Source organism: Hydrotalea flava (assembly GCF_001623405.1).
Classification (GTDB): Bacteria; Bacteroidota; Bacteroidia; order Chitinophagales; family Chitinophagaceae; genus Hydrotalea; species Hydrotalea flava.
In genome coordinates this window covers 103,134-125,721 of record NZ_LUHG01000045.1, presented here as the reverse complement: position 1 = coordinate 125,721, position 22,588 = coordinate 103,134, and the positions used below count along the sequence as shown (strand labels likewise).

The following is a 22,588-nucleotide window of genomic DNA, read 5'->3' as shown; positions in this document are numbered from 1 at the left end:
GTAACTTCGCCACTTCTTTTTATAAACTATACATGAGCGACGAAATAAAACACGAATGCGGTTTGGCATTCATCCGGTTACGCAAACCCTTATCATTCTATCTGGAAAAGTACGGAACGGCCCTTTACGGTTTAAACAAATTGTACCTTTTAATGGAAAAGCAACACAACCGTGGGCAGGATGGCTCCGGTATTGCTTCCGTAAAATTAAATGTACCCAATGGCTATGCATTTTTAAACAGAATGCGCAGCGCTGTTCCACAATCTATTGCAGAAATTTTTTATAGAATTGGTTTAGAAGTACAGGAACTGGAAAAATACCAGAAAGACATTACACAACAGCCCGAATTATTAAAAGGTCATTTACCCATGCTGGGCGAACTAATGTTAGGCCATTTGCGGTATGGTACCCAGGGAAAAAACAATGCAGAATTTTGCCACCCTTTTATAAAAAGAGATTTATTACCGGGAAGGAATTTAGCCTTAGCCGGCAATTTTAATTTGGTGAATACGGAAGAACTGTATCAATTACTGAATATTGAACCCGGCGAATTTCAAAAACAAAGCGATTTGGCTGCCATGATGGAAGTGGTGCATCATTTTTTGGTAAAAGAAGATGAAGCAAACCCCAACCAGGCCTCCATAACACAAGTGCTAAAAAAAGCCACCCCATTGTTTGATGGTGGATATACTTTTGGCGGATTAACAGGTAACGGTTACAGCTTTGTGATGCGTGATGCACATGGCATAAGACCTGCCTATTATTTTGTGCATGATGAATTTATTGTGGCAGCCAGTGAAAGGGCCGCCATACGCACTACTTTTAATGTGGGCGAAAATGAAGTAAAAGAATTAATGCCCGGTTGTGCTTTAATTGTAAATGATGATGGGAAATATGCCATTGAACAAATTTTACTCCCAAAGGAAAGAAGAGCCTGCTCTTTCGAGCGCATTTATTTTTCACGTGGCAGCGATGAAAAAATTTACCGCGAAAGAATTGCCTTAGGACACCATCTAAGCAAAACAGTATTAGAAAGCATTGATTATAATTTAAAACAAACCATTTTTTCATACATACCCAATACCGCAGAAGTAGCATTTTATGGCTTAGTAAAGGGAATGGAAGAATACCTGAACCAAATTAAAATTCAACGCATTTTAAGTTGGGGCAATGATTTTACGGAAGATAAACTGCAGGAAATGATTAACCGTAAAATAAGACAGGAAAAAATAGCGATTAAAGATGTGAAGCTGCGCACTTTTATTACAGAAGACAATAGCCGAAATGAAATGGTGCAGCACGTCTATGATATTACTTACGGTACCGTAAAAAAACAGGAAGACACTTTAGTGGTTATTGACGATAGTATTGTAAGAGGTACTACTTTAAAAGAAAGCATCATAAGAATGTTGGCCCGTTTAGAGCCTAAAAAAATTATTGTAGTTTCTTCAGCCCCGCAAATACGTTACCCAGATTGCTACGGAATTGACATGAGCAAAATGGGCGATTTCATTGCTTTTAAAGCAGCCCTTTCATTGCACAAAAAACGGGATATGGAAGCCGATCTGGAGCAGTTGTTCCAAACCTGCAAAGAAATGGAACGCAACAATCAGTTACATACCGAAAATATGGTTCGGCAGGTGTATAAACCCTTTAGTACAGAAGAAATATCGGCTGAAATTGCCCAATTAATTACGCCTTCTGAATTAAATTTAGATGTAGAAGTGATTTTTCAAACCATTGAAGATTTGCATGAATCATGCCCTACCAATACCGGCGACTGGTATTTTACTGGCAACTATCCCACCCCTGGTGGCAACAAGGTTTGCAATAAAGCTTTTATGAATTATATGGAAGGGAAAAATGTAAGAGGCTATTAATTAAACGCTAAATGCATCATGAAGCAATTATTAATTATTCGGCATGCCAAAAGTAGTTTGGATGCATTTACTGATTTTGACCGGCCTTTAAACAATAGAGGACAAATGGAGGCTGCTGAAATGGCCCAAAAACTCATTGCAGAAAATATTACTGTAGATGCTTTTATTTCAAGCCCGGCTTTAAGAGCCATGAGCACTGCCTCTTATTTTTTAGAAGCCTTTCAACAAAAGGGAAAATTGTTGTACAATCTAATTATTGAAGCACCCGAATTATACGCCGCCGAATTAGATACTTTTTTTCATGTTACTGAAAAATTAGATGATGCCATTCAGTCGGCCGCCTTGTTTTCACACAATCCGGGCATTACAGAGTTTGCCTACAAATGTTCCTCTTTTAAACAAGAAGTAGTGCCCATGCCTACCTGCGGGGTAGTTGGCATTGCTGTAGATGCAGCTTCCTGGAAAGATTTCAGCGCAGCGCCTAAGCATTTTCTGTTTTTCTATTCCCCCAAAAAAATTTAAATACATTTTTTTTACTATTCACCAAAAACACGCCGGCAAAAATACATAAGCCTGCCAGTAATTTAGTGAGTGTAAAATGTTCGCCCAAAAGCCATACTGCAATAATAGCTGCAAATACCGGTTGTGTATAAATATAACTTCCTGTTGCAGATGCACCGATAACCGAGATACCATACACATTAAAGAGATAGGCAACAAATGTAGCCCCTACACAAATCAAAGCCAATACCAACCATTCAAATATGCCAAAAGCATGCCATTGGGTTACAAAAAAATCGTTCCAGCAAAAGGGAATTAAAAACAAAGCTCCAAAAGTAAAAATCCAGCGCATTACATGCAATGCGCTATATACCTGCATTAAAGGGCGAACCCAAACCATATAAAAAGCATAAGAGATGGCGTTCACCAAAATATACAAATCGCCAATAAGACTGTCTTGCCTGTTGCCACTATTTTGTTTCATGGCAATTAAAATAACAGCGCCGGATACGCCCATTAATAATCCCAATATTTTTACAACAGATAACCGTTCTTTTAACAACCATGCAGCAATGAATGTAATGAATATGGGTGTTGCCAAAGCAAGCAGCGATGCATGTATAGAAGAAGTAAGTGACAGGCCTTTAATAAAAAATAACTGATTAATAGTAACACCGGTAATACCACAGCGCACAAATAAGGGAATATGTTTGCGTTCAATGCCGGCGCTGTTTCCAGGCTTTAATAAAAACAATGTCCAAAATAATATCAGTGCTGTTACTACCCTCGCAAAGTTTAATCCAAAAGGTAAAATAAATGGAGGGGTAATATATTTTACGGCTGCATAATTTACGCCAAAAAGCAGATTGGTGATTAATACGGCTGCATGTGCATTCCACTTGGTATTACTGAACATATTGCAAATATAGCAGCACGCTTACTTGGTTTTAAAGATTTTGTATGAGCAACTTTAATTGTTGTGCGGTAAAAATTTTGGGCTGTAGAGTTTTAAAAGGAAACTGTTCAAGTGCTGTTAACTGTTCTGCTATATTCAAATGCTCTTGTTTCACCATAAAACACAATTGTAAGTCGGCTAAACGTTCTGCCAGATACTCCTGTTCCGTTTGTCCGGGCGTAGGTATAAAAAAACATTTTTTTTGCAACGATAGTAATTCCATTACCGTAGTATAACCACTTCTTGCAATTACAAATTTGCTCTGCTCAATCACCTGTTGCAATGCTTTACCCGGTAAATGTGATAAAATATTGTGTTTGCTTTTGATGGCATTTGCCTGTTCTGGCAACCCTCGCAAAACAATAATACTTGCATCTATCTGCTCTATTTGAGAAAGGACTATATTTTCAAGACGGGTACGCTGCGGTTCGGGGCCGGATAACAGAAAGCAATAATCATAAACATATTCCGGATGGAATGTAGTAGTGCTTTCAAATCTAGATAACATTCCCATGTATTGCACAGGAATAGCAGGTAATTGTTTGGGATGAGACAGTATTCCCGCTAATCCCTCATCACCGCCCATATCAGGCACCCAACAAGTATCAAAACGATTAATGTATTGGTAGTTGATACGTTGCAGCAAATTTCTTAACCATTGATAAGGAGCCATAATGGTTAATTGATGGGTAATGAAGGTGCAATGAACAGCAGGATGGTATAATCCAAAACGGTTATCACTGATTACCCAATCAATGGAATATTGCTGTACCATTTCATGCAGTACTGCATGTTCATTTTTAATGGCACGAATAATTTTAGGCACCTGCAGCAATAATTTAACTGGCAACCATGTACTGCTTTGCGCATATTGAACATGGTATCCGGCTAAGGGAACAATGGTTAAATGAGGAAATTCTTTTTGCAGCAAAGCAGCCGACTTACCGGATGCAGCCAGAATTACATGGTAATGATTGATAATCAGGGCATTAATTATAGGAATACAGCGGGTTGTATGACCCAACCCCCAATCTAATGGTGCTACCAATACATTTTTGCCCTTAATTTTCACCGAAATATTTGGTGTTAATGATTTTTTTATCAATTTATACCGTATTTTTATTTTTACGGAAGAAAATAATCATGTTTCATCAGCGCAACAAAATACGAATAGTTCTGTTATTATTAATGATGGGATTAGCTTCCTGCGGAATTTTGAGTAAATCTAATTATAAGAAACATTGTATGTGCCCTGTTTATAAACCTGTATAAAAAATTTCATTTATCCCCCAAATGAATTAAATACATATGAAAAATAGCAGCAGAGATCTTTTAGTACTTTCTAAAAGCGAGTTAATTGGACCCGATGATTTTGCCAATGAAGTTGCGCAATTAAATCTATTACTGCACCGAACAGAAAGTTTCCGTAATTTTTGTATTGCCAATGAATTAATTGATGTGAACCGATCGAAAATAATCCGTTCGCAACATTTAATGCAACAAGCTATTAAAGACCGGTTATACAAACCTTTTGTTTTTATCTGCAATAAAAACTAATTGCCACCTTCATCACCTGTTTCACGTCCTATTGATTCAAAAATAATTTTAAAAAGAGAGGCTGTCTCAAAAGTCCGATGCAGCCTCTTTTTATTCGGTAAGGTGGTGGAGAAAGTTTTCATTTAAGCCATTCTCAAACGCTTCATTTTACTTTTGAGACTTCCTCTTTTTTATACGTTTTATTTCAGTTATTGTAATGCAGCCAAAGCTTTTTCCAATCCATTCAGCATAGGAACAATATCTTCTTCCCGGCAGGTACCTACACTCAATCTATACCAACTGCTATTGTGGCCGGCGCCAAAAGCATAAAAAGGAACAATGGCTATTTTAGCTTCAGATAGAATATAACCTGTAACCGCATCCTGGTTTTCAAGCAATTGGCCTTCCTTTGTTTTTTTACCGGTTAAATTCATTTGAACAGTTAAATAAATAGCAGCCTGCGGTGCAATGGCATCAACAGAATATCCTTTTTTTTGCAATGCTTTAATACCCTGGTAAATACTGTTCAATCTAAACTCAAGTGCTTGTTTATAGCTGTTCAAATACCGATCAATTGCTTCTGTTTGTCCCAAATATTTTGCAACTGCATGCTGTTCTGCCATTGGCGCCCATGCACCAAGATGGCTTAAAATTGCCTTCATTTTGGCAATGATAGCAGCAGGACCAACTGCCCATCCTACCCGTACACCAGTTGCTGCAAAAGCTTTCGAAATACCATCAATAAAGATGGTGTATTCCCGCATTGCCGGCCTTAAGGTAACCGGATTATAATGTTGAATATCGCCATAGGTAAGTGTCCAATACATTTGATCAAACATCACATATAATTTTTTTGCATCGGGCGGCCTGTTGTTATTTTCTTCCAGTACCATATCACATATCTGCTCTAATGATGTTTTGGTTAATGTAGTTCCGGTAGGATTTTGCGGTGTACACAAACAAAGTAACGTAGCCCCCTTAATGTGAAGTGCAATAGCTTCGGCCGTAGGCATAAAATTATTTTCCGCAGTACACTCAATGGTGCAATGTTGCCCTTGTGTTAAATGAACGTAGTGATTATTATTCCAGGATGGTACCCCATAAATTACTTTATCGCCTTCATCTACCAATGTTTCAAACAAGGTATAAATTAACGGCCTGCCACCTGATGCAATTTGTATTTCATTCTCAGCATAAACCAACCCTTCTCTTTGTGCCAAAAATGCAGAAACAGCTTTACGTAACAAAGCAATACCATCTGCCGGCGGATAATTGGTAAACTTTTTTTGATAGGCTTCTATAATATATTGCTCCAACTCAGTAGGAATAGGAAATACAGAAGAATCAAAATCACCAATGGTGTAATTATAAATTTTTTCTCCTTTCTTAATGCGTTCTGTAATGGCATTGCCCAACTTTACAATTTCACTACCAATCAGGCTCTCAGCCAAATTACTTACTTTTACCATTTCCAAATTTTTATTGATTAAAACTTACAATTGTTAGCAAAATTACAGTAATCGGGCGGAGTGGCCATAAAAAAAACGACCCCTTTTAAAGAAGCCGCTTTTTAATGATACATATGTGTACGATTAATGATTCTCGTAGTATTTTTTTTCTGCTTCCTGTGCCTTTTTAAAATCTAAAACCACGCCATTAATACAATAACGCAACCCTGTTGGTGGCGGACCATCTTCAAACACATGGCCTAAATGCGATTTACAGCGTCCACATTCCACTTCAGTTCTTTTCATGCCATAACTGTTATCCGGTAAATAAATTACTGAATTTTTACTAATGGGTTCATAAAAACTTGGCCAACCACATCCACTGTCAAATTTTGTATCGCTTTTAAATAATGCATTACCACAAACAGCGCAATAATAGGTACCTACTTCTTTAAAAGTTTCAAACTTACTGGTAAATGGACGTTCAGTGCCTTTTTCTCTTGCCACATAATACACTTCGGGTGAAAGCAATTTTTTCCACTCCGCATCAGATTTTACAATAGAGCCGCTTGTATCTGTTCCTACGGTTGAAAGGTTGCTTTTCGAATTGTTTTCCATAACTACTGTTTTTGTGTGGGTTTGACCATAACAACTACTCATTAGCAAAAATAGTGTTATTGCAATTAAATTTAATTTCATGACTTTCGTTTTAACCATTTGCTTGCCAACAATGATTGTATGAATGCATTGCAAAGCGCTTTATAAAAAATTTCTGCATACTATATACAGACAATAAAACTACGCAAATAGACAGAAAATGGTTTGGAGGCAAATGTTAAAGCCAAATAATTAACAGATAGCGCAGTAGTTTGTTCATTTGTTAAAGGAAATGTAAAGCGCAAGGCTTATATTTGTTCCTCATTTAAAGAGCGTGTGGCTATGTTTAATATTATTCTGTTTGGCCCTCCCGGAAGCGGAAAAGGAACACAAAGTGAAAAATTAGTAGCTAAATATCACCTGAAACATTTAAGTACCGGCGATTTATTACGCAGCGAAATTGCAGCGCAAACTCCTTTGGGTTTGGAAGCCAAAAGCCTAATGGACAAAGGGCAATTGGTTCCCGATGAAGTAGTAGTTGGTATGATTAGTTCTGCGTTGGAGCAACATCCTGATGCCAAAGGATTTTTGTTTGATGGTTTTCCCAGAACCAAAACACAATGTGAAGCATTGGATGCACTTTTAAAATTAAAACATACCCAGATAAATGTAGTGCTGGCGCTGGAAGTAAGTGAAGAAGAATTGGTGAAACGCCTATTGAACAGAGGCTTAACCAGTGGTCGTAGTGATGATACCAATGAGGCTGTTATCAGGGCCAGAATTGAAGAATACAATGCTAAAACAGCAACCGTAAAAGCATATTACGCAAAATTTAATAAGGTAGTAGATGTAAAAGGCGAAGGTGCCGTTGAAGAAATTTTTAACAGTTTATGCAGCGAAATTAACAAACGCTTGTCTTAATAGCAGAAAGATACTACCAAAACCAACTGCTAACCCGCTTGAGTATACAAACCTTGAAGCGGGTTTTTTATTTATTCAACCTCAATTTAAACTAACAATCATTAGCATTTAAATACTGCTTTCCTTATTTTTGAAGCGCATTATTGCAGCAATAATCTTAACAAAAGAAATGGTATTAGAAAGTTATATCTTAGGAAAATGGATTGCCGGCAGCGGCGAAGGTCAACCGCTATATAATGCAGTAACCGGCGAATACATTGCAGCGGCCAGTACAGAAGGGTTTGATATGGCTACAATTATGGAGTATGCCAGAACAAAAGGAAATACCGCTTTACGGAAAATGACTTTTCAGGAACGTGGGTTACTATTAAAAGCCTTAGCACTGCATTTACAACAGTTCTTGCCCGAATTGTATACCCTCAGTTACAAAACCGGTGCCACCAAAGCAGATAGTTGGGTAGATATTGAAGGTGGAATTGGTAACTTGTTTTCATATGCCTCTTTAAGAAGAAAATTACCCGATTTACCTTACTGGCCTGAAGGCGAAGCACACATGCTGGGTAAAGCCCATACATTTATGGGGCATCATTTGCTTTTACCCAAAGAAGGGGTCGCCATTCATATCAATGCTTATAACTTTCCTGTTTGGGGAATGTTAGAAAAAATTGCCGTGAATATTTTAGCGGGTGTTCCTGCTATCGTAAAGCCTGCCACCGTTGGTTGTTATTTAACACAGGCAGTTGTAAAGCACATGGTAGCTTCTAATATATTACCTGATGGTGCACTGCAATTATTATGTGGCAGTACCGGTAATTTATTGAATGAAGTAGATGCACAAGATACGATTACTTTTACCGGCAGTGCACATACCGGATTGAAATTAAAAACCACACCGGCCATTGTACAAAACAATGTTTCATTTACAATGGAAGCTGATTCATTGAATGCCATTGTTTTAGGCCATGATGTAGAGCCCGGTATGCCGGAATGGGATTTATTTATAAAAGAAGTGAGAAAGGAAATGACTTTAAAATGCGGCCAACGTTGTACAGGTGTGCGCCGCATTTTGGTGCCGGAAAATAAAATTGAAGCAGTGCAACATGATATCAGCAAAGCACTATCGCAAACAATCATTGGCAATCCATTGCATGAAAAAGTAAGAATGGGTAGCCTGGCAGGCAAAACTCAAAAAGCAGAAGTGCTTCAACACGTACAATTATTATTACAAAGCAGTGAATTGGTGTATGGCAATTTAGATACTGTTGAGGTAATGGATGCAGATGCTACAGCAGGCGCCTTTATGAGTCCGTTACTATTGCGAAACAGTAACCCACTGCATTCACCCGAAGTACATGCTATTGAAGCGTTTGGGCCTGTTTCAACTTTAATGCCCTATCACAATTTAGAGGAAGCAATTCACATTACTAAATTAGGAAAGGGATCATTGGTATCTACCATTGTTACCGCATCTGCAGAAACTGCCCGAAATTATGTATTGGGAGCAGGTACTCATCATGGCAGGATATTGATTTTAAACCAGCAATGTGGCAAAGAAAATACCGGACATGGTTCGCCATTGCCACTGCTTGTACATGGTGGCCCCGGACGTGCAGGAGGAGGTGAGGAAATGGGCGGATTAAGAGGCCTGCAACATTATATGCAACGCGTAGCCATTCAGGGTTCGCCAGATATGCTCACTGCTGTTTTACAACAATACCAACAAGGCGCAAATGGCATAGCTGCAACCGTTCATCCTTTCAAAAAATATTTTGAAGAACTACGGATTGGTGAGCAGATGATTACCCCCTCTGTAACTATTACACCCGATTTAATTGATGCTTTTGCTGATTTATCGGGCGATCATTTTTATGCTCATTTAAGAAATACCAATTTTGAAGGCACCATGTTCACCCAACAGGTAGCACATGGGTATTTGTTATTAAGCCTTTCTGCAGGTTTGTTTGTAGACAGTTATGAAAAAAATCCGGTATTATTGAATTATGGCATTGATGAGTTGCGATTTACCAAGCCGGTATATCCGGATACGTCCATTCATGTTCAATTTACTTGTAAAGAAAAAATTAGTCAGGAAAAAAAAGAACCAACCGATATTGCAAGGGGCATTGTAAAATGGCTGGTAGAAATGATAGATGATACGAATGAATTGATAGGTATAGCCACCATTTTAACGATGGTAAAAAAACAATAATAATAAAATAATTTTATATGAATAACGAGCATGGATATGTAACAGTGCACAGAAGTCATGGTATTAGCACCATTGAATTTTTTCATCCACAAAGCAACTCATTACCCGGAAAAATTTTGCATGAATTAGCAGAAGCCATACACAATGAAGGCATTAATGCAGATATAAAAGTGATTATACTGCGTTCTGCCGGCGAAAAAACTTTTTGTTCCGGCGCTTCTTTTGAGGAATTGGCAGCCATTCAAACTGAAGCAGCCGGAGAGCAATTTTTTAGTGGTTTTGCCCATGTTATTAATGCCATGCGTAAAGCACCACAACTCATTATTGCACGTATACAGGGAAAATGTGTAGGTGGTGGCGTAGGATTAGCAGCTACAGCCGATTATGCCATTGCAACAACAGGTGCTGATGTTAAATTAAGCGAGTTGGCAGTAGGCATTGGGCCATTTGTTGTAGGACCGGCAGTAGAAAGAAAAATAGGATTATCTGCTTTTTCGCAGTTAGCCATTGATGCAGCCAACTGGCGACCGGCAGAATGGGCCAAACAAAAAGGCTTGTATGCAGAGCTGCATGCTGAAATTTCAGGAATGGATGAAAGCATTCATCGTCTGGCTAACTTTTTATCGCAAAGCAGCATCACTGCCATTAAAGAACTGAAACATGTATTTTGGCAGGGAACAGAGCACTGGGATGACCTTTTACACAAGCGTGCATCCGTTAGCGGTAAATTGGTGCTGAGCGACTATACCAAAAAGTTCATTGAGCAATTTAAAAATAAGCAGAAATAGTTTAAAAAAGTAAACCGGCAGCCCACTCGGTTTGAAATTTTGATACCACCAATTTTGTTTGCAAATCAATCATTTTCTGCTTTGTTTCTAATAATTTGGATTCGCGGCTATTGATTAAAAACAGAGAACTTTCGCCATTATTAAATTTCAACAACTCATTTCTAAATAAAATTTCAAAACTATTAATCAGAGCTGTAACTTGCTGAAATTGTGCTGCGTACAATTGATTTTGAACATAGTAAGAATTTATTTTGTTTTGAATCTGCCATTTTTTTGAAGCCAAACTTAAATTGGTTTGTTGAATTTTAATTTGTGTTTTCTTGTACTCACCACGGGCTGTTCTTAAAAACAAAGGCACTTTAAAATCAATGCCGAACTTGTAGTTATTTTCAAGAAAAGCTGCATCAGCAACATTATATAAAGCATTGTACCCTTTATTAAGCAAGTTTGCTTTTAGATTTAGTGCAGGCAGAAAACTTTGCCATTTTAATTTCCGCTCAACCTCCAATGCATCTAGCTTAAATTCATATTGTTTTATTTCCGGATGATTAGGTACTGCCTGATTCATCAAATCATCCAATGACAATGGAACAATATAATCCTGCAGTGCTGTGGTATCAGGAATAAAATGACCGGGCAAAAAATAAGGCATTGCGTTTTCATCCCATAAAAAATCGGTTAATTCAAAACTTGCTTTATTGAATTTAATGATTGATTCACCCAGCAATAACTGATAGTTTAAAACCTGTGCATTCGCTTCAATAGTATCTGCTAAAGCTTTATCACCTTGTTGGTAAGCAATCACTATTAAACGTAACCTGTTTTTAGCAACGTCCAAAAATCTTTCATACAATTTTTTTTGTGCATAGGCACCATACCACTGCCAGTAGCGCAATGCTGCATCAAGCAGTAAATCGTTGACCATTGCATTTCTTTCCTGAACTGACTGGCTGTTTAAAATTTTAGCCTGTTGAATAGCGGCTCTTCTTTTATCAATTAATAATCCTTTTAATACTGCTACTTCTGCACCAATATAACTTGTTTTACCTGTTGTTACTTCTCTTGTAATGTAGTTGCCTCCATTGTCCTCTACTCCGGCTTTAATATCCATACCAATTGGTATGGGTATTTTTAGTTCAGCATTGTTATAATAGAAATAATTGGTTCCGTTAAAAGTTTTTTGATTGTTTGTATAACTAATGCTTGGATCAAATTCACCCTTCGCGGCTACAATTCCTTCCTGAGCACTTTCAACAGACAGATTTGCAGAACGTGCAACCGGATGGTTTTTTTTCACTCCCTGTAAATATTCATTGAATGAAAATACAATTTCAGTTTCAGTTTGAGCCAACACAACATTGTTAATGCAACACAATAATATACCAATAAAAAATACTTTCATACCAAATTACCTCTATTTACACATTCAAAAATTAATTTATTTTTTCGATATTTTTGCTGAATTATTTTCTGCAGTATAGTATTCAGGTGGAAAGCCATTAATGGTTCTCCATAATTCATAATAAACCGGTACATTTTTTAACAGTGCAATACACTTAGCGCCGCCCCCTAATTTTAATTGTTTGGGCCATGGTTTTTTGGTGGTATCGGGTGCTACCAGCACTCTGTATTTTCCAAAAGTATTAATATTATTTTCTATAGCTGATACCCTTCCTGTAAAAGTGCCATATGTAGATTGTGGCCATCCGCTAAAAACAATGGCAGGAAATCCGTCAAAAATAATAGCCACTTCTTGCCCTTTAGAAATGAGCGGAATATCGGTGGGTGATACATACATTTCAACAGCATAATTGTTGAAATCGGGTACAATTTCAACGATCATATCCCCCTCCTTAACAATTTCATCTAACCCGGCTTTTTTAGCTTTTGTTATTTGGCCAGACTGAGGTGCGGTAATATAATAGAGTTGATTCCGGATATCATAATTTGTATAAATATTTTCTAATTTACTTACTTCGGCATTGGTTGAAGCAACTTGCGAAAGGGCAGCAAACTTATCACCTTCGGCTTTTGAAATTTTATCGGTATAATCCTGAATGGCACTGTTTTTTTCAATTTTAAGATTCAACAGTTCCTGTTTGTTTTGTAAAAATTTATTTTCGGTACTTGTTTTTTTTGCAATTGCATTTTGATAGTTCGCTTTTCGTTTTTCAAAATCTGTTAATGAAATTACGCCACTATCCAGCATTAGCCTGGCTGCTTCAATTTGTCGCTTATAAATATTTACGTCATTCACAGCTGCTAAAAAATCCATACTATCGCTTACTATTTTTAATTGTTGCTGCGCAATTTTATTATCGAAAGATGCTAATTTTAATTGCAACCCTTTTTTTAATGCAGCAGCCTGTTTATCGGCAGTTGCAGCTTTTTCAAGATAAGCCTGAATACTTTGTTTTTTTGCAGTAATTTGTTGTTCTGTGCGGTTTAATAATTGTGGATCAAAATAATCTACCTTTACTTCTCCCAATTGTAATATGGTATCGCCTTGTTTCACCATATCACCTTCCTTTACATACCATTTTACAATTTTACCGGGCAGAATGGTATTGAGCTGTTGCGGACGAGCTTCCTGGCGTAAAGTAGTAATTTTTCCTTTGGTTCTGATATTTTGTGTCCAGGGTAAAAAAAGTACAATTACACAAAAAACAATTAAGCCAATAATCCATTTTTTGATGTATTTTCTTTTGTGTATTTTATAGATAGAATGAAATGATTGCAACGAATGATTTGTTGCTACCGATTCAATTTCAATGTTTAAATAAGTTGATTTTTCTGTATTCATTTTTCCTCAATAAAAATTATTTTACCATTAGCTAATTGAATGAACATATCAAACAAATGTTTTACCATGGGTGTTTCTGTTGTTACAATAATGGTGGCATTGCTTTTTTTCTTTCTTAAAAATTCAAGCAAGGCTAACATTTGTTGTTCAGATTTGTGTGCACAAGGCTCTTCCAGTAATATTAAACGTGCATCGCCAATCAGGGCACGCATTAATAAAATTTCTTTTTTTATTTTTTGCGACAATCGTTTACCAACAGGATCAATCTGTGTATACAGTCCCATTGGCAGTTCATTAATGTAAGAAAGAAAATTGATTTGTTCAGCCAATTTTAAAACATCCTGCACAGCAATCGCCTCATTCCCCATTGTAATATTTTCGAGTAATGTACTTTTAAAAACATCCTGCCTGTCAAATAAAATACCAGTTTTGGCACGTAAATCGGCCAATTGAAAATTATTGATGGGTATTCCGTCAATTAAAATATTGCCGGTATAATGATTAAATGCCCCGGTTAATAAACGCAGAAATGATGATTTTCCTGAACCGGAAGCACCACACAATTGCACCAAACTGCCTGCAGGTATATTTACATGAATATCTGTTAAGGCTATTTTACCATCAGGATAGGTAAAATTTACCTGATTCAGTGTTATTTGCACGCCAACATTATTATTTGGCAATAGCATGCTGCCTTCATTTTCAATGGGTGCGTGAACCACCTTACTTAATTTTTCAACTGAAGTAAGAGTATCATACACTTTATCCAGCGACTGAATTAATTTCTCGATGGAGTTGATAATGAGAATGATAACAATATCTGAGGCGATAAACTGCCCAATGTTAATTTGCTGGTTCACCAATAATATTGACCCAACAATCAGCATTGTGGCAATAATAATAATTTTAAATGATATAAAACTCCAATACTGCATTACCAAAATGCGAAAATGGTTTGTTCTTGCGATGAGGTATCCATTTACATCTTCATCGGCTTTCTTAATATGAATGTTTGTTTTCTTTGCATATTTAAACGTTTTAATTTCTGCAGCCATTTCCTGAAACCAGGCGGCAATGTTATACTTATAATCACTTGCAATTAAACTGGTTTCAAAACCCTGGGGTGAAGTAAATTTAATGATAACAGAAAGTACTATTACCAGTAAAGCACCGAAGGCAATAAAAACAGGATGATAGAAGGACAATAAAACCAAACCAAAAAATATTTGAATGATTGCTGCCGGTATATCTAATAAAATTTTTTCAATACTCTTGATTAAAGCAGTAGTATCGAAGAAACGATTCACCAGTTCCGGCAGGTGGTAGTGGTCTAATTTTTCAACATCCAATTTAGGAATACGGTCAGCAAATTCTAATGCATATCTTACAAAAATTTTTTGCTCAATTTTTTCTATTATTTCCATCTGCCGTATCTGTAATAAACCACTGATAAATACACTTATCAATACAATTGAAATAAGCACTACAATTGATATTGAGATGGTATTTGCCTGTACAAAACTGATGATATATTGAATGCCCAGTGGTAGCGAAAGTGAAATTAAACCACCTAAAATGGCAAAGAAATAAATAGCAGAAATATCCCTTCTATCGAACTTTAAAATTTCAAAAAACTTTTTTGCTGCACCTATAATTGAAATGTTTGCAGTTTTTGCCATACTTTTTTTTCATTTATTTTTATAAATCATCATATTCATACAATGGGTCGATATGTGTGCGGGATGCCATTTCAAAAACAGGATGTATAATGCCATCTTTTAACCCATACACCCAACCATGTATATGTGGCCGGTTTTCATATTTCCATGCTTTTTGAATAATGGATGTTTTGGCCAGATTCATTACCTGCTCACGAACATTCAGTTCGGTTAACCGGTCTGCTCTTGATTCTTCATCGGTTATGGCGTCTAACTCTTCGCGGTGAATACGGTACACATCTTTAATATTACGCAACCATTTGTTAATTATACCCAAACTATGTTTGGTCATGGCTGCTTTAACACCGCCACAACCATAATGCCCACAAACTATAATGTGTTGCACTTTTAACTGATTTACGGCATATTCTAAAACGCTTAACAAATTAACATCGGTATGCACCACCATATTGGCAATATTCCGATGCACAAAAATTTCGCCCGGCTGTGTGCCGGTAATCATATCGGCAGGTACGCGGCTATCGCTGCAACCAATCCATAAAAACTGTGGGGTTTGTAAATGTGCCAATCGGGTAAAAAACTCAGGGTCATCACTGGTTCTTTTCTTTGCCCATTCCAAATTATTCTGCAATAATTGCTCGTAAACTTTCATAAAATAATTAATTTGAGTGAATGAATTAGGGCCATAAAGGTATTGATAGGCATTTAAAAACAGTTTTATAAATTATCGTAACAGTATAAGTCATCGATTACATCGTTTGGTTGTATTTCTTTTATTTTTTTTAATAACCCGTCTTCCAAATTGTATACCCAACCATGCAAGCTTGGACGATGATGATACTGCCATGCCTTTTGAATGATAGAAGTTTTGGCTAAATGAATCACCTGCTCTTCTACATTCAATTCAACTAATCTGTTTAGTTGTTGTTCGTCGGTTGGTAATTGTTCAATTTCAGATTGATGCAGCCTTTTTACATCTTTTATATTGCGCAGCCATTTGTTGATGATGCCAAAATTATGTTGTGTAACAGCAGCTTTTACACCACCACAACCATAATGACCACATACAATTACATGCTGCACTTTTAAATGATGCACAGCATACCCCAATACACTCAACAAATTTAAATCGGTATGTACCACCATATTGGCAATATTCCTGTGTACAAAAATTTCACCAGGATCGGTACCGGTTATTTCATTGGCGGGCACCCGGCTATCGCTGCAACCAATCCATAAAAATTCGGGTGTTTGAATTTCGCTAAGGCGTTTAAAATATGAAGGGTCATCTTTCCTGCGTTCATTGGCCCATGCTTTATTTTCTAAAAATAATTTATCAATTGAATTCATATTTTAATTCATTTGGTTGTGAAAATAATTGGTGCATGCTTTTGTTCCGGCTTTTCTTAACTTCTACCTTAATATTTTTCAGATGTGCATGTTGCATGTAATGATTAATTTCTTCTATCACATCTTTATCAATGAAATCAGCCCTGGTAATATCGATCAGTACAAAAGAATTTTCAGGAATTTCCTCTAATTTTTGTTTGATAATGGGCTTGTTTAAAAATGATACATCTTTCCGTAATCTGATTAAATAGTTATTGGTATCATTCACCACCAAAACAGCAGAATGAAAATTACTTCTAATTAAAAAGAACAATGCCACTCCGCACCCAATTAATATTCCAATTAACAAATCGGTTAATAAAATAGCAAGAATGGTAACTACAAAAGGAATGAACTGGTCTAATCCTTTTTTGTAAAACTCTTTAAACAAAGAAACTTTAGCCAATTTATATCCGGTAAAAATTAAGATAGCAGCCAATGCGCTTAGCGGTATATGATTAATGATTTCAGGAATAAATAATACAAACAATAATAACAGTAACCCATGCAGAATTGCAGAAAGTTTGGTTTTTGCACCTGCATATACGTTAGCAGAACTTCTTACAATAACTGAAGTAACAGGTATACCGCCTATTAAACCGGAGATTAAATTACCCACCCCTTGTGCTTTTAATTCACGGTTGGTAGGTGTTGCCCGTTTTAAAGGATCTAAATTATCAATAGCCTCTATACTTAACAGCGTTTCTAATGAAGCAACAATGGCAATGGTTACGGCTGCAATCCATACTTCTTTGTTGGTAATGAACGACCAATCAGGAAAGGTAAAGAAAGAGAGAAAACTGATAACATCTTTTGCTACAGGCAGGGTTACCAAATGGTTTGATTGCAACGCTATAGAAGGTATACTTGTTTTAAAGTATTCATTCATGAATGTGCCTGCAATTACAGCCAGTAATGCCCCGGGAATCAATTGTACTTTTTTAATTTTTTTTACAATCCAACCATCCCAAACAATTAAAATTAATAAAGCAACTATCCCTATCAATAATGCACCTTCATTTATTTTTGAAGCAAAGTTTTCGAAAGCGGTAAATGTATTTTGTGAGTTTGCTTCTTTAAACGATTCATCACCAATAAAATCGGAATTATAACCTACTAAATGTGGCATTTGCTTTAAAATGAGTAAAATGCCAATAGCAGCCAACATGCCTTTTATCACTGCATTGGGTACATAATCGCCCAGAATGCCCGCTTTTATAAAACCCAACACCACCTGCAATATTCCTGCTATTACCACAGCCAGTAAAAATGCTTCATACACTTGTAATTTGGCAATAGCCGTTGCAACAATAACGGTTAGGCCGGCAGCAGGTCCACTAACACTTAAATGTGAACCACTTAATAATCCAATCACAATACCTCCTACAATTCCAGCAATGATACCGGAAAACAATGGGGCACCCGATCCCAAAGCAATTCCCAAACATAAGGGCAATGCTACCAATACCACTACAATAGAGGCCGGAATATCTTTTCCGGCAGAACGAAAATAATTTTTCATGAATATGTTTAATTACAATTTAATAGAAAGAAATAGAAATGCAGGCTTCCGGTATTGCATACACAGAACTATGCTGTATTTATTGATAAGCATGCCTAATAATTATTATAATTGAATTAAACGCATGATCATTCGTAAAATGTGGAGCATATTTGCAATCCGGATTGTGATTGCATTAGGCCTTGTTGGGGGGAGGCACTAAAATATCGGGACTGAATTGAATGGGAAGTTTCTCGGAGCGTTGAATGTAAACATCCAATGCGTTAAAGGAAAGGATATTGAAATGCTGATTAGTGTTATAAAGCAAATTATACAAAAAATTGAATTTTTTGATGGTATCTTTTTCAAGACTGTGGCCATGTGCCAACTCTTCGGTAATGGAATTATTGAATAAAAGCACACCCACCTGCTTAATCGGAATGATTTGCAGGGAAATGGTCATTAATAAAAAAGCAGCGATGAGTGGTTTTAGCATTGCCGCGAAAATAACAAAATTTAAAAAAGAATATGTTGCTTAAATCATAAAATTACATAGGGTAGCAAATTTTATTGAATTAAATATTCAATCCGCCGCATACACTCAACACCTGACCGGTGATATAACTGCTTAAATCACTCGCTAAAAAAAGGGTTGTGTTGGCTATTTCTTCTGATTTACCAAAACGGCCCAACGGTATTTTACTGAGGAATGTATTACCTGCATCGCCCTCTTTCAAATAAGCAGTCATATCGGTTTCAACAAATCCGGGTGCAATGGCATTGCAACGAATATTACGACTACCCAACTCAGCAGCAATTGATTTTGTAAAACCAATGATACCCGCTTTACTGGCAGCATAACTACTTTGTCCGGCATTGCCACGAATGCCAATAATAGAACTCATGTTGATAATACTGCCGGCTTTGGCTTTCATCATGGGCCTAATTACCTGTTTGGTAACATTATACACACTATTTAAGTTGGTATTGATTACATCATTCCATTGATCCGGACTCATACGCAATAACAAATTATCTTTTGATATGCCGGCATTATTTACACAAACATCAATGGTTCCAAATTCTTTTAGTACTTCATTAATGAACAATTCTGTATCACTATAACTGGCTGCATTGGTTTGATAAGCTTTAGCTTTTACACCCATTGCTTCTATTTGTTTTACCAGTTCGGCTGCTTTATCTGCGCTGCTATCACTAACATAGGTAAAAGCAATATAACTTCCCTGTTCGGCTAATTTTAAAGCAATTGCGGCTCCTATGCCTCTGGCTGCGCCGGTAATTACGGTTGTTTTTCCTTCTAACAATTTCATAAAAGATACACTTGTTTTATGTTTTGATAATGCGTGTGATGAATGTGTTTGCATTGCATTCATTCTTTCGAATACTGTTTTTGTGGGGTAAAAATAATATTATTGTTTAAACTCTTCCCGCATAAGTTGTAATAATTCATCCACATATATTCTGTTGTTCGACAAGCGAGGCACTTTATGTTGGCCGCCTAATTTGCCTTTGTGCCGCAACCATCCATTAAAAATATTTTTTTGAACAGCATGTACAATGGGCATCCGTAAGGCAATATCTTTCTGGCGTTTGGCTTCGTAATCACTATTTAAAGATTTTAAAGCGCAATCCAATTCAAATGCAAAATGTTCCATGTTTTGGGGCGGCCGTTCAAATTCTATCAGCCATTCATGTGCACCGTTTTGTTCATCGTTAAAATATACAGGGGCTGCAGTATATTCACTTATAATGCTATTCGTTTTTTGGGCAGCAATGGCAACGGCTTTATCAGTATTATCTACAATTAATTCTTCACCAAAGGCATTGATAAAATGTTTGAGTCTGCCGCTTACTTTGATTTTGAAGGGGTGTAAAGCAGTAAATTGAATGGTATCGCCGGTAAGATAGCGCCATAAACCGCCATTGGTTGAAATAACCGGCGCATAGTTTTTTCCTATTTCTACCTGTTGTAACCCAATAGTAACAGGCGATGTTTTTCCATATTCTTCCACCGGCATAAATTCATAAAAAATACCATAATCTAAAAACAATAACATGCCCTCTTCGTCAGCATCGTTTTGTGCGGCAAAAAAACCTTCGCTGGCATTATATAAATCTAAATAATAGATATTCTTCCCAATTAGTTTTTGAAATTGTTTTTTGTAAGGAATAAAGGAAACCCCACCATGCAAATACAATTCTAAATTTGGCCAAACTTCACTTAGGGTATTTTTGCCGGTAATTTGGAGTATGCGTTTAATTAGCAATAAAGTCCAGGTAGGTACGCCGGAAATAGAAGTTACATTTTCCTGAATAGTAGACTGTGCCAGTTGCTCAATTTTGTGTTCCCATTCATCCATTAATGCAATGGATAATTCGGGGGTGCGTATCCACGAAGCCCACATTGGCGTGTTTTGTAACAATACGGCACTTAAATCGCCATATTGAGCCTCATCATTAATAGGACTGATTTGATGACTTCCACCAATCACCAATCCCTTCCCCGTTAGTAAGTCGCTCTCCGGATTAAATTTATAATAAAGGCTAAGCACATCTTTCGCAGACTGGTAATGGCAATCCTGTAAACTTTCTTCTGTAATGGGAATAAATTTACTTTTATCGCTGGTAGTGCCGCTACTTTTGGCAAACCAATAAACCGGTGTATTCCATAATAAGTTTTGCTCGCCCTGCATCAGTCTTTCAATGTAAGGCTTTAAATCTTCATATTCGTTAATGGGTATCCGTTGTTTAAATTCTTTAATGGTGAATAAATTATTCATACCATATTTTCGGCCAAACTCCGTAAACTGCCCGTGGGTAACCAAATCTTGCAACACATCGCGCTGGGTAGCAATGGGATTTTGCATCCACTGTTCAATACGCCAGTTTCGCAACCGTGCAAATCTTGATATGGCAGGACTAAGCAGTTTCATTCAAATTGAGGTTGCAGCAATTTAAGAAAACAATTTTACAGTAAAAAGATTATTCTTCTATCGCTTCTGTAAAACCTTCAGTGGTTTGTTTCATGGCATTATCTCTCTCCATTTCAATAATCCAGTCTTTTCTGCGCAGTTCAAAATTAGTACCTAGGTATAAACGGCGTACTTTTTCATCCTTCGCCAGTTGTTCGGCAGTACCATGTTTAAATATTTTCCCTTCAATCAGCAAATAGGCCCGGTCGCAGATAGAAAGGGTTTCGTTTACATTATGATCGGTAATGAGGATGCCGATATTTTTATACTTTAATTTGGCTACTACTGTTTGAATATCTTCTACAGCAATGGGATCAACCCCTGCAAAGGGCTCATCTAATAAAATGAATTTAGGATCAACAGCCAGTGCACGTGCTATTTCAGTGCGTCTTCTTTCTCCTCCGCTTAAACTATCGCCATTATTGTGCCTTACATGATGTAAATTAAATTCATTGAGCAACTGTTCTAATTTTTCATGACGCTGTTTTTTAGAAAGATTCGTCATTTCCAAAACAGCCATTATATTATCTTGTACGGTTAATTTTCTAAATACACTGGCTTCTTGCGGCAGGTAACCAATACCCATTTGTGCCCTTTTATACATAGGTAATTTTGTAATATCGGCAGTATCTAAAAAAACACGTCCTTCATCGGGTTTAATTAAGCCCACTACCATGTAAAACGTTGTGGTTTTACCGGCGCCGTTGGGACCTAACAACCCAACAATTTCGCCCTGTTTTACATTTATGCTTACCTTGCCTACAACGGTTCTGCCCTTGTAACTTTTTACTAATGCTTCTGTATGTATGCTTAAACTCAATGAATAATATTTTTAGCAAAAATAGATGGAGAACATTGATATTATTGCGAATTTATTGATTTAGCGAAAGATTATGACAGAACTGCACATAAAAAATCCCGGCAAGTGGTTAATTGCCGGGAAAAATTCATAACCGCCAATTGCCTTTTATTGATTGTGTGAACCGATATAGAAAGCACCGGCAGCCAATCCTAAATCTTTTAATAGCATGGTCATTGACATAGCTTTCATTTGAGGGTCAGTGGCATGCATCATTCCGGGCAAATGCAATAATATTACAAACAAAAACAGCATAAGCCCCAATAAATAGCAGGCTAAACGGGTTTGTTTGTTGATAATAATGGCAATAGCTGCCAGAATTAAAGCTGCACCTACCAGATATACCCAAAAAACTGCAACAGGCAAGTAACCGGGAACATACCCTGCCATTGCATCACCCATTCTAAAATGGTTAATGCCAAATACGGCCATTACCAATGCAAATACAATACTGGAAATACGAGAAACCATGTTTTTGTTCATAGTTAGGAGTTTTGATTTAGGCTTTAAGGTAAAAATCATTTTTCAT

Annotated in this window: 21 protein-coding genes; 6 read left to right on the top strand and 15 right to left on the bottom strand. The window is 36.8% G+C overall.

What is annotated here, in order from left to right; genetic code table 11:
- Positions 1–32: 32 nt before the first annotated feature.
- Together A0F92_RS05015 and A0F92_RS05010 are read left to right on the top strand one after the other, a co-directional pair.
- On the top strand, positions 33–1,880 hold the full coding sequence (locus tag A0F92_RS05015; RefSeq protein WP_068242321.1) for an amidophosphoribosyltransferase: 1,848 nt from the start codon (positions 33–35) through the stop codon (positions 1,878–1,880).
- 18 nt (positions 1,881–1,898) lie between these two features.
- The gene (locus tag A0F92_RS05010) at positions 1,899–2,402 is read left to right on the top strand and encodes a SixA phosphatase family protein (protein WP_068242319.1); all 504 of its coding nucleotides are present in this window, start codon (positions 1,899–1,901) and stop codon (positions 2,400–2,402) included.
- Here the strand turns inward: A0F92_RS05010 and A0F92_RS05005 are convergent.
- Together A0F92_RS05005 and A0F92_RS05000 are read right to left on the bottom strand one after the other, a co-directional pair.
- On the bottom strand, positions 2,362–3,297 hold the full coding sequence (locus tag A0F92_RS05005) for a DMT family transporter (protein WP_068242317.1): 936 nt from the start codon (positions 3,295–3,297) through the stop codon (positions 2,362–2,364). The genes A0F92_RS05010 and A0F92_RS05005 overlap by 41 nt on opposite strands.
- Positions 3,298–3,328: 31 nt before the next feature.
- Complete coding sequence (locus A0F92_RS05000) at positions 3,329–4,441, bottom strand: glycosyltransferase (RefSeq protein ID WP_068242314.1); 1,113 nt, start codon at positions 4,439–4,441, stop codon at positions 3,329–3,331.
- 203 nt (positions 4,442–4,644) lie between these two features.
- Between A0F92_RS05000 and A0F92_RS04995 the strand changes: the two genes are divergently transcribed.
- Positions 4,645–4,893, top strand: coding sequence for a hypothetical protein (locus A0F92_RS04995; RefSeq protein WP_068242312.1), 249 nt, complete (start codon positions 4,645–4,647; stop codon positions 4,891–4,893).
- A gap of 188 nt (positions 4,894–5,081) precedes the next feature.
- On the opposite strand, the gene A0F92_RS04990 is transcribed toward A0F92_RS04995, so the two are convergent.
- Positions 5,082–6,341 carry a pyridoxal phosphate-dependent aminotransferase gene (locus tag A0F92_RS04990; protein ID WP_068242309.1) on the bottom strand — a complete coding sequence of 420 codons (1,260 nt, stop codon included), beginning with the start codon at positions 6,339–6,341 and terminating at the stop codon, positions 5,082–5,084.
- Between the two features lie 123 nt (positions 6,342–6,464).
- Positions 6,465–6,938, bottom strand: a complete 474-nt coding sequence (msrB, locus tag A0F92_RS04985; protein ID WP_253810180.1) for a peptide-methionine (R)-S-oxide reductase MsrB — start codon at positions 6,936–6,938, stop codon at positions 6,465–6,467.
- A gap of 321 nt (positions 6,939–7,259) precedes the next feature.
- Between msrB and A0F92_RS04980 the strand changes: the two genes are divergently transcribed.
- The 3 genes from A0F92_RS04980 (at position 7,260) to A0F92_RS04970 (ending at position 10,835) form a co-directional block, all read left to right on the top strand.
- Positions 7,260–7,838 carry an adenylate kinase gene (locus A0F92_RS04980; protein WP_068242305.1) on the top strand — a complete coding sequence of 193 codons (579 nt, stop codon included), beginning with the start codon at positions 7,260–7,262 and terminating at the stop codon, positions 7,836–7,838.
- A gap of 130 nt (positions 7,839–7,968) precedes the next feature.
- Entirely contained in the window at positions 7,969–10,047 is a 2,079-nt protein-coding gene (paaZ, locus tag A0F92_RS04975) for a phenylacetic acid degradation bifunctional protein PaaZ (RefSeq protein WP_253810178.1), read from the top strand.
- Between the two features lie 17 nt (positions 10,048–10,064).
- Entirely contained in the window at positions 10,065–10,835 is a 771-nt protein-coding gene (locus A0F92_RS04970; protein WP_068242301.1) for an enoyl-CoA hydratase/isomerase family protein, read from the top strand.
- Between the two features lies 1 nt (position 10,836).
- Here the strand turns inward: A0F92_RS04970 and A0F92_RS04965 are convergent, their stop codons facing one another.
- The 11 genes from A0F92_RS04965 to A0F92_RS04915 form a co-directional block, all read right to left on the bottom strand.
- Entirely contained in the window at positions 10,837–12,237 is a 1,401-nt protein-coding gene (locus A0F92_RS04965; RefSeq protein WP_068242300.1) for a TolC family protein, read from the bottom strand.
- Positions 12,238–12,273: 36 nt separating this feature from the next.
- Entirely contained in the window at positions 12,274–13,638 is a 1,365-nt protein-coding gene (locus A0F92_RS04960; RefSeq protein WP_068242298.1) for an HlyD family secretion protein, read from the bottom strand.
- A complete protein-coding gene (locus A0F92_RS04955) occupies positions 13,635–15,317 on the bottom strand; it encodes a peptidase domain-containing ABC transporter (protein WP_068242296.1) in 1,683 nt (560 codons plus the stop codon). The genes A0F92_RS04960 and A0F92_RS04955 overlap by 4 nt, the downstream gene beginning before the upstream one ends.
- Before the next feature lie 19 nt (positions 15,318–15,336).
- Positions 15,337–15,969, bottom strand: a complete 633-nt coding sequence (gene can / locus A0F92_RS04950; RefSeq protein ID WP_068242294.1) for a carbonate dehydratase — start codon at positions 15,967–15,969, stop codon at positions 15,337–15,339.
- Between the two features lie 65 nt (positions 15,970–16,034).
- A complete protein-coding gene (locus tag A0F92_RS04945; protein WP_068242292.1) occupies positions 16,035–16,667 on the bottom strand; it encodes a carbonic anhydrase in 633 nt (210 codons plus the stop codon).
- Positions 16,654–18,228, bottom strand: coding sequence for a SulP family inorganic anion transporter (locus A0F92_RS04940; RefSeq protein WP_068242291.1), 1,575 nt, complete (start codon positions 18,226–18,228; stop codon positions 16,654–16,656). Before A0F92_RS04940 ends, A0F92_RS04945 begins: the two co-directional genes overlap by 14 nt.
- A gap of 175 nt (positions 18,229–18,403) precedes the next feature.
- Complete coding sequence (locus A0F92_RS04935) at positions 18,404–18,703, bottom strand: hypothetical protein (protein ID WP_167516820.1); 300 nt, start codon at positions 18,701–18,703, stop codon at positions 18,404–18,406.
- Positions 18,704–18,782: 79 nt separating this feature from the next.
- Positions 18,783–19,538 carry a 3-oxoacyl-[acyl-carrier-protein] reductase gene (fabG, locus tag A0F92_RS04930; protein WP_068242413.1) on the bottom strand — a complete coding sequence of 252 codons (756 nt, stop codon included), beginning with the start codon at positions 19,536–19,538 and terminating at the stop codon, positions 18,783–18,785.
- A gap of 99 nt (positions 19,539–19,637) precedes the next feature.
- Positions 19,638–21,161: a GH3 auxin-responsive promoter family protein gene (locus tag A0F92_RS04925; RefSeq protein WP_068242285.1), complete on the bottom strand. Its 1,524-nt coding sequence runs from the start codon at positions 21,159–21,161 to the stop codon at positions 19,638–19,640.
- Between the two features lie 49 nt (positions 21,162–21,210).
- On the bottom strand, positions 21,211–22,020 hold the full coding sequence (gene lptB / locus A0F92_RS04920; RefSeq protein WP_068242283.1) for an LPS export ABC transporter ATP-binding protein: 810 nt from the start codon (positions 22,018–22,020) through the stop codon (positions 21,211–21,213).
- Positions 22,021–22,167: 147 nt separating this feature from the next.
- A complete protein-coding gene (locus A0F92_RS04915; RefSeq protein ID WP_253810176.1) occupies positions 22,168–22,542 on the bottom strand; it encodes a DoxX family protein in 375 nt (124 codons plus the stop codon).
- Positions 22,543–22,588: the final 46 nt, after the last annotated feature.

Coding starts and splice junctions, on each gene's coding strand:
- A0F92_RS05015 (WP_068242321.1), top strand. CDS start 33: ATGAGCGACGAAATAAAACACGAATGCGGTTTGGCATTCATCCGGTTA.
- A0F92_RS05010 (WP_068242319.1), top strand. CDS start 1,899: ATGAAGCAATTATTAATTATTCGGCATGCCAAAAGTAGTTTGGATGCA.
- A0F92_RS05005 (WP_068242317.1), bottom strand. CDS start 3,297: ATGTTCAGTAATACCAAGTGGAATGCACATGCAGCCGTATTAATCACC.
- A0F92_RS04995 (WP_068242312.1), top strand. CDS start 4,645: ATGAAAAATAGCAGCAGAGATCTTTTAGTACTTTCTAAAAGCGAGTTA.
- A0F92_RS04990 (WP_068242309.1), bottom strand. CDS start 6,341: ATGGTAAAAGTAAGTAATTTGGCTGAGAGCCTGATTGGTAGTGAAATT.
- msrB (WP_253810180.1), bottom strand. CDS start 6,938: ATGGAAAACAATTCGAAAAGCAACCTTTCAACCGTAGGAACAGATACA.
- A0F92_RS04980 (WP_068242305.1), top strand. CDS start 7,260: ATGTTTAATATTATTCTGTTTGGCCCTCCCGGAAGCGGAAAAGGAACA.
- A0F92_RS04970 (WP_068242301.1), top strand. CDS start 10,065: ATGAATAACGAGCATGGATATGTAACAGTGCACAGAAGTCATGGTATT.
- A0F92_RS04965 (WP_068242300.1), bottom strand. CDS start 12,237: ATGAAAGTATTTTTTATTGGTATATTATTGTGTTGCATTAACAATGTT.
- A0F92_RS04960 (WP_068242298.1), bottom strand. CDS start 13,638: ATGAATACAGAAAAATCAACTTATTTAAACATTGAAATTGAATCGGTA.
- A0F92_RS04955 (WP_068242296.1), bottom strand. CDS start 15,317: ATGGCAAAAACTGCAAACATTTCAATTATAGGTGCAGCAAAAAAGTTT.
- can (WP_068242294.1), bottom strand. CDS start 15,969: ATGAAAGTTTACGAGCAATTATTGCAGAATAATTTGGAATGGGCAAAG.
- A0F92_RS04945 (WP_068242292.1), bottom strand. CDS start 16,667: ATGAATTCAATTGATAAATTATTTTTAGAAAATAAAGCATGGGCCAAT.
- A0F92_RS04940 (WP_068242291.1), bottom strand. CDS start 18,228: ATGAAAAATTATTTTCGTTCTGCCGGAAAAGATATTCCGGCCTCTATT.
- A0F92_RS04935 (WP_167516820.1), bottom strand. CDS start 18,703: ATGCTAAAACCACTCATCGCTGCTTTTTTATTAATGACCATTTCCCTG.
- fabG (WP_068242413.1), bottom strand. CDS start 19,538: ATGAAATTGTTAGAAGGAAAAACAACCGTAATTACCGGCGCAGCCAGA.
- A0F92_RS04925 (WP_068242285.1), bottom strand. CDS start 21,161: ATGAAACTGCTTAGTCCTGCCATATCAAGATTTGCACGGTTGCGAAAC.
- A0F92_RS04915 (WP_253810176.1), bottom strand. CDS start 22,542: ATGAACAAAAACATGGTTTCTCGTATTTCCAGTATTGTATTTGCATTG.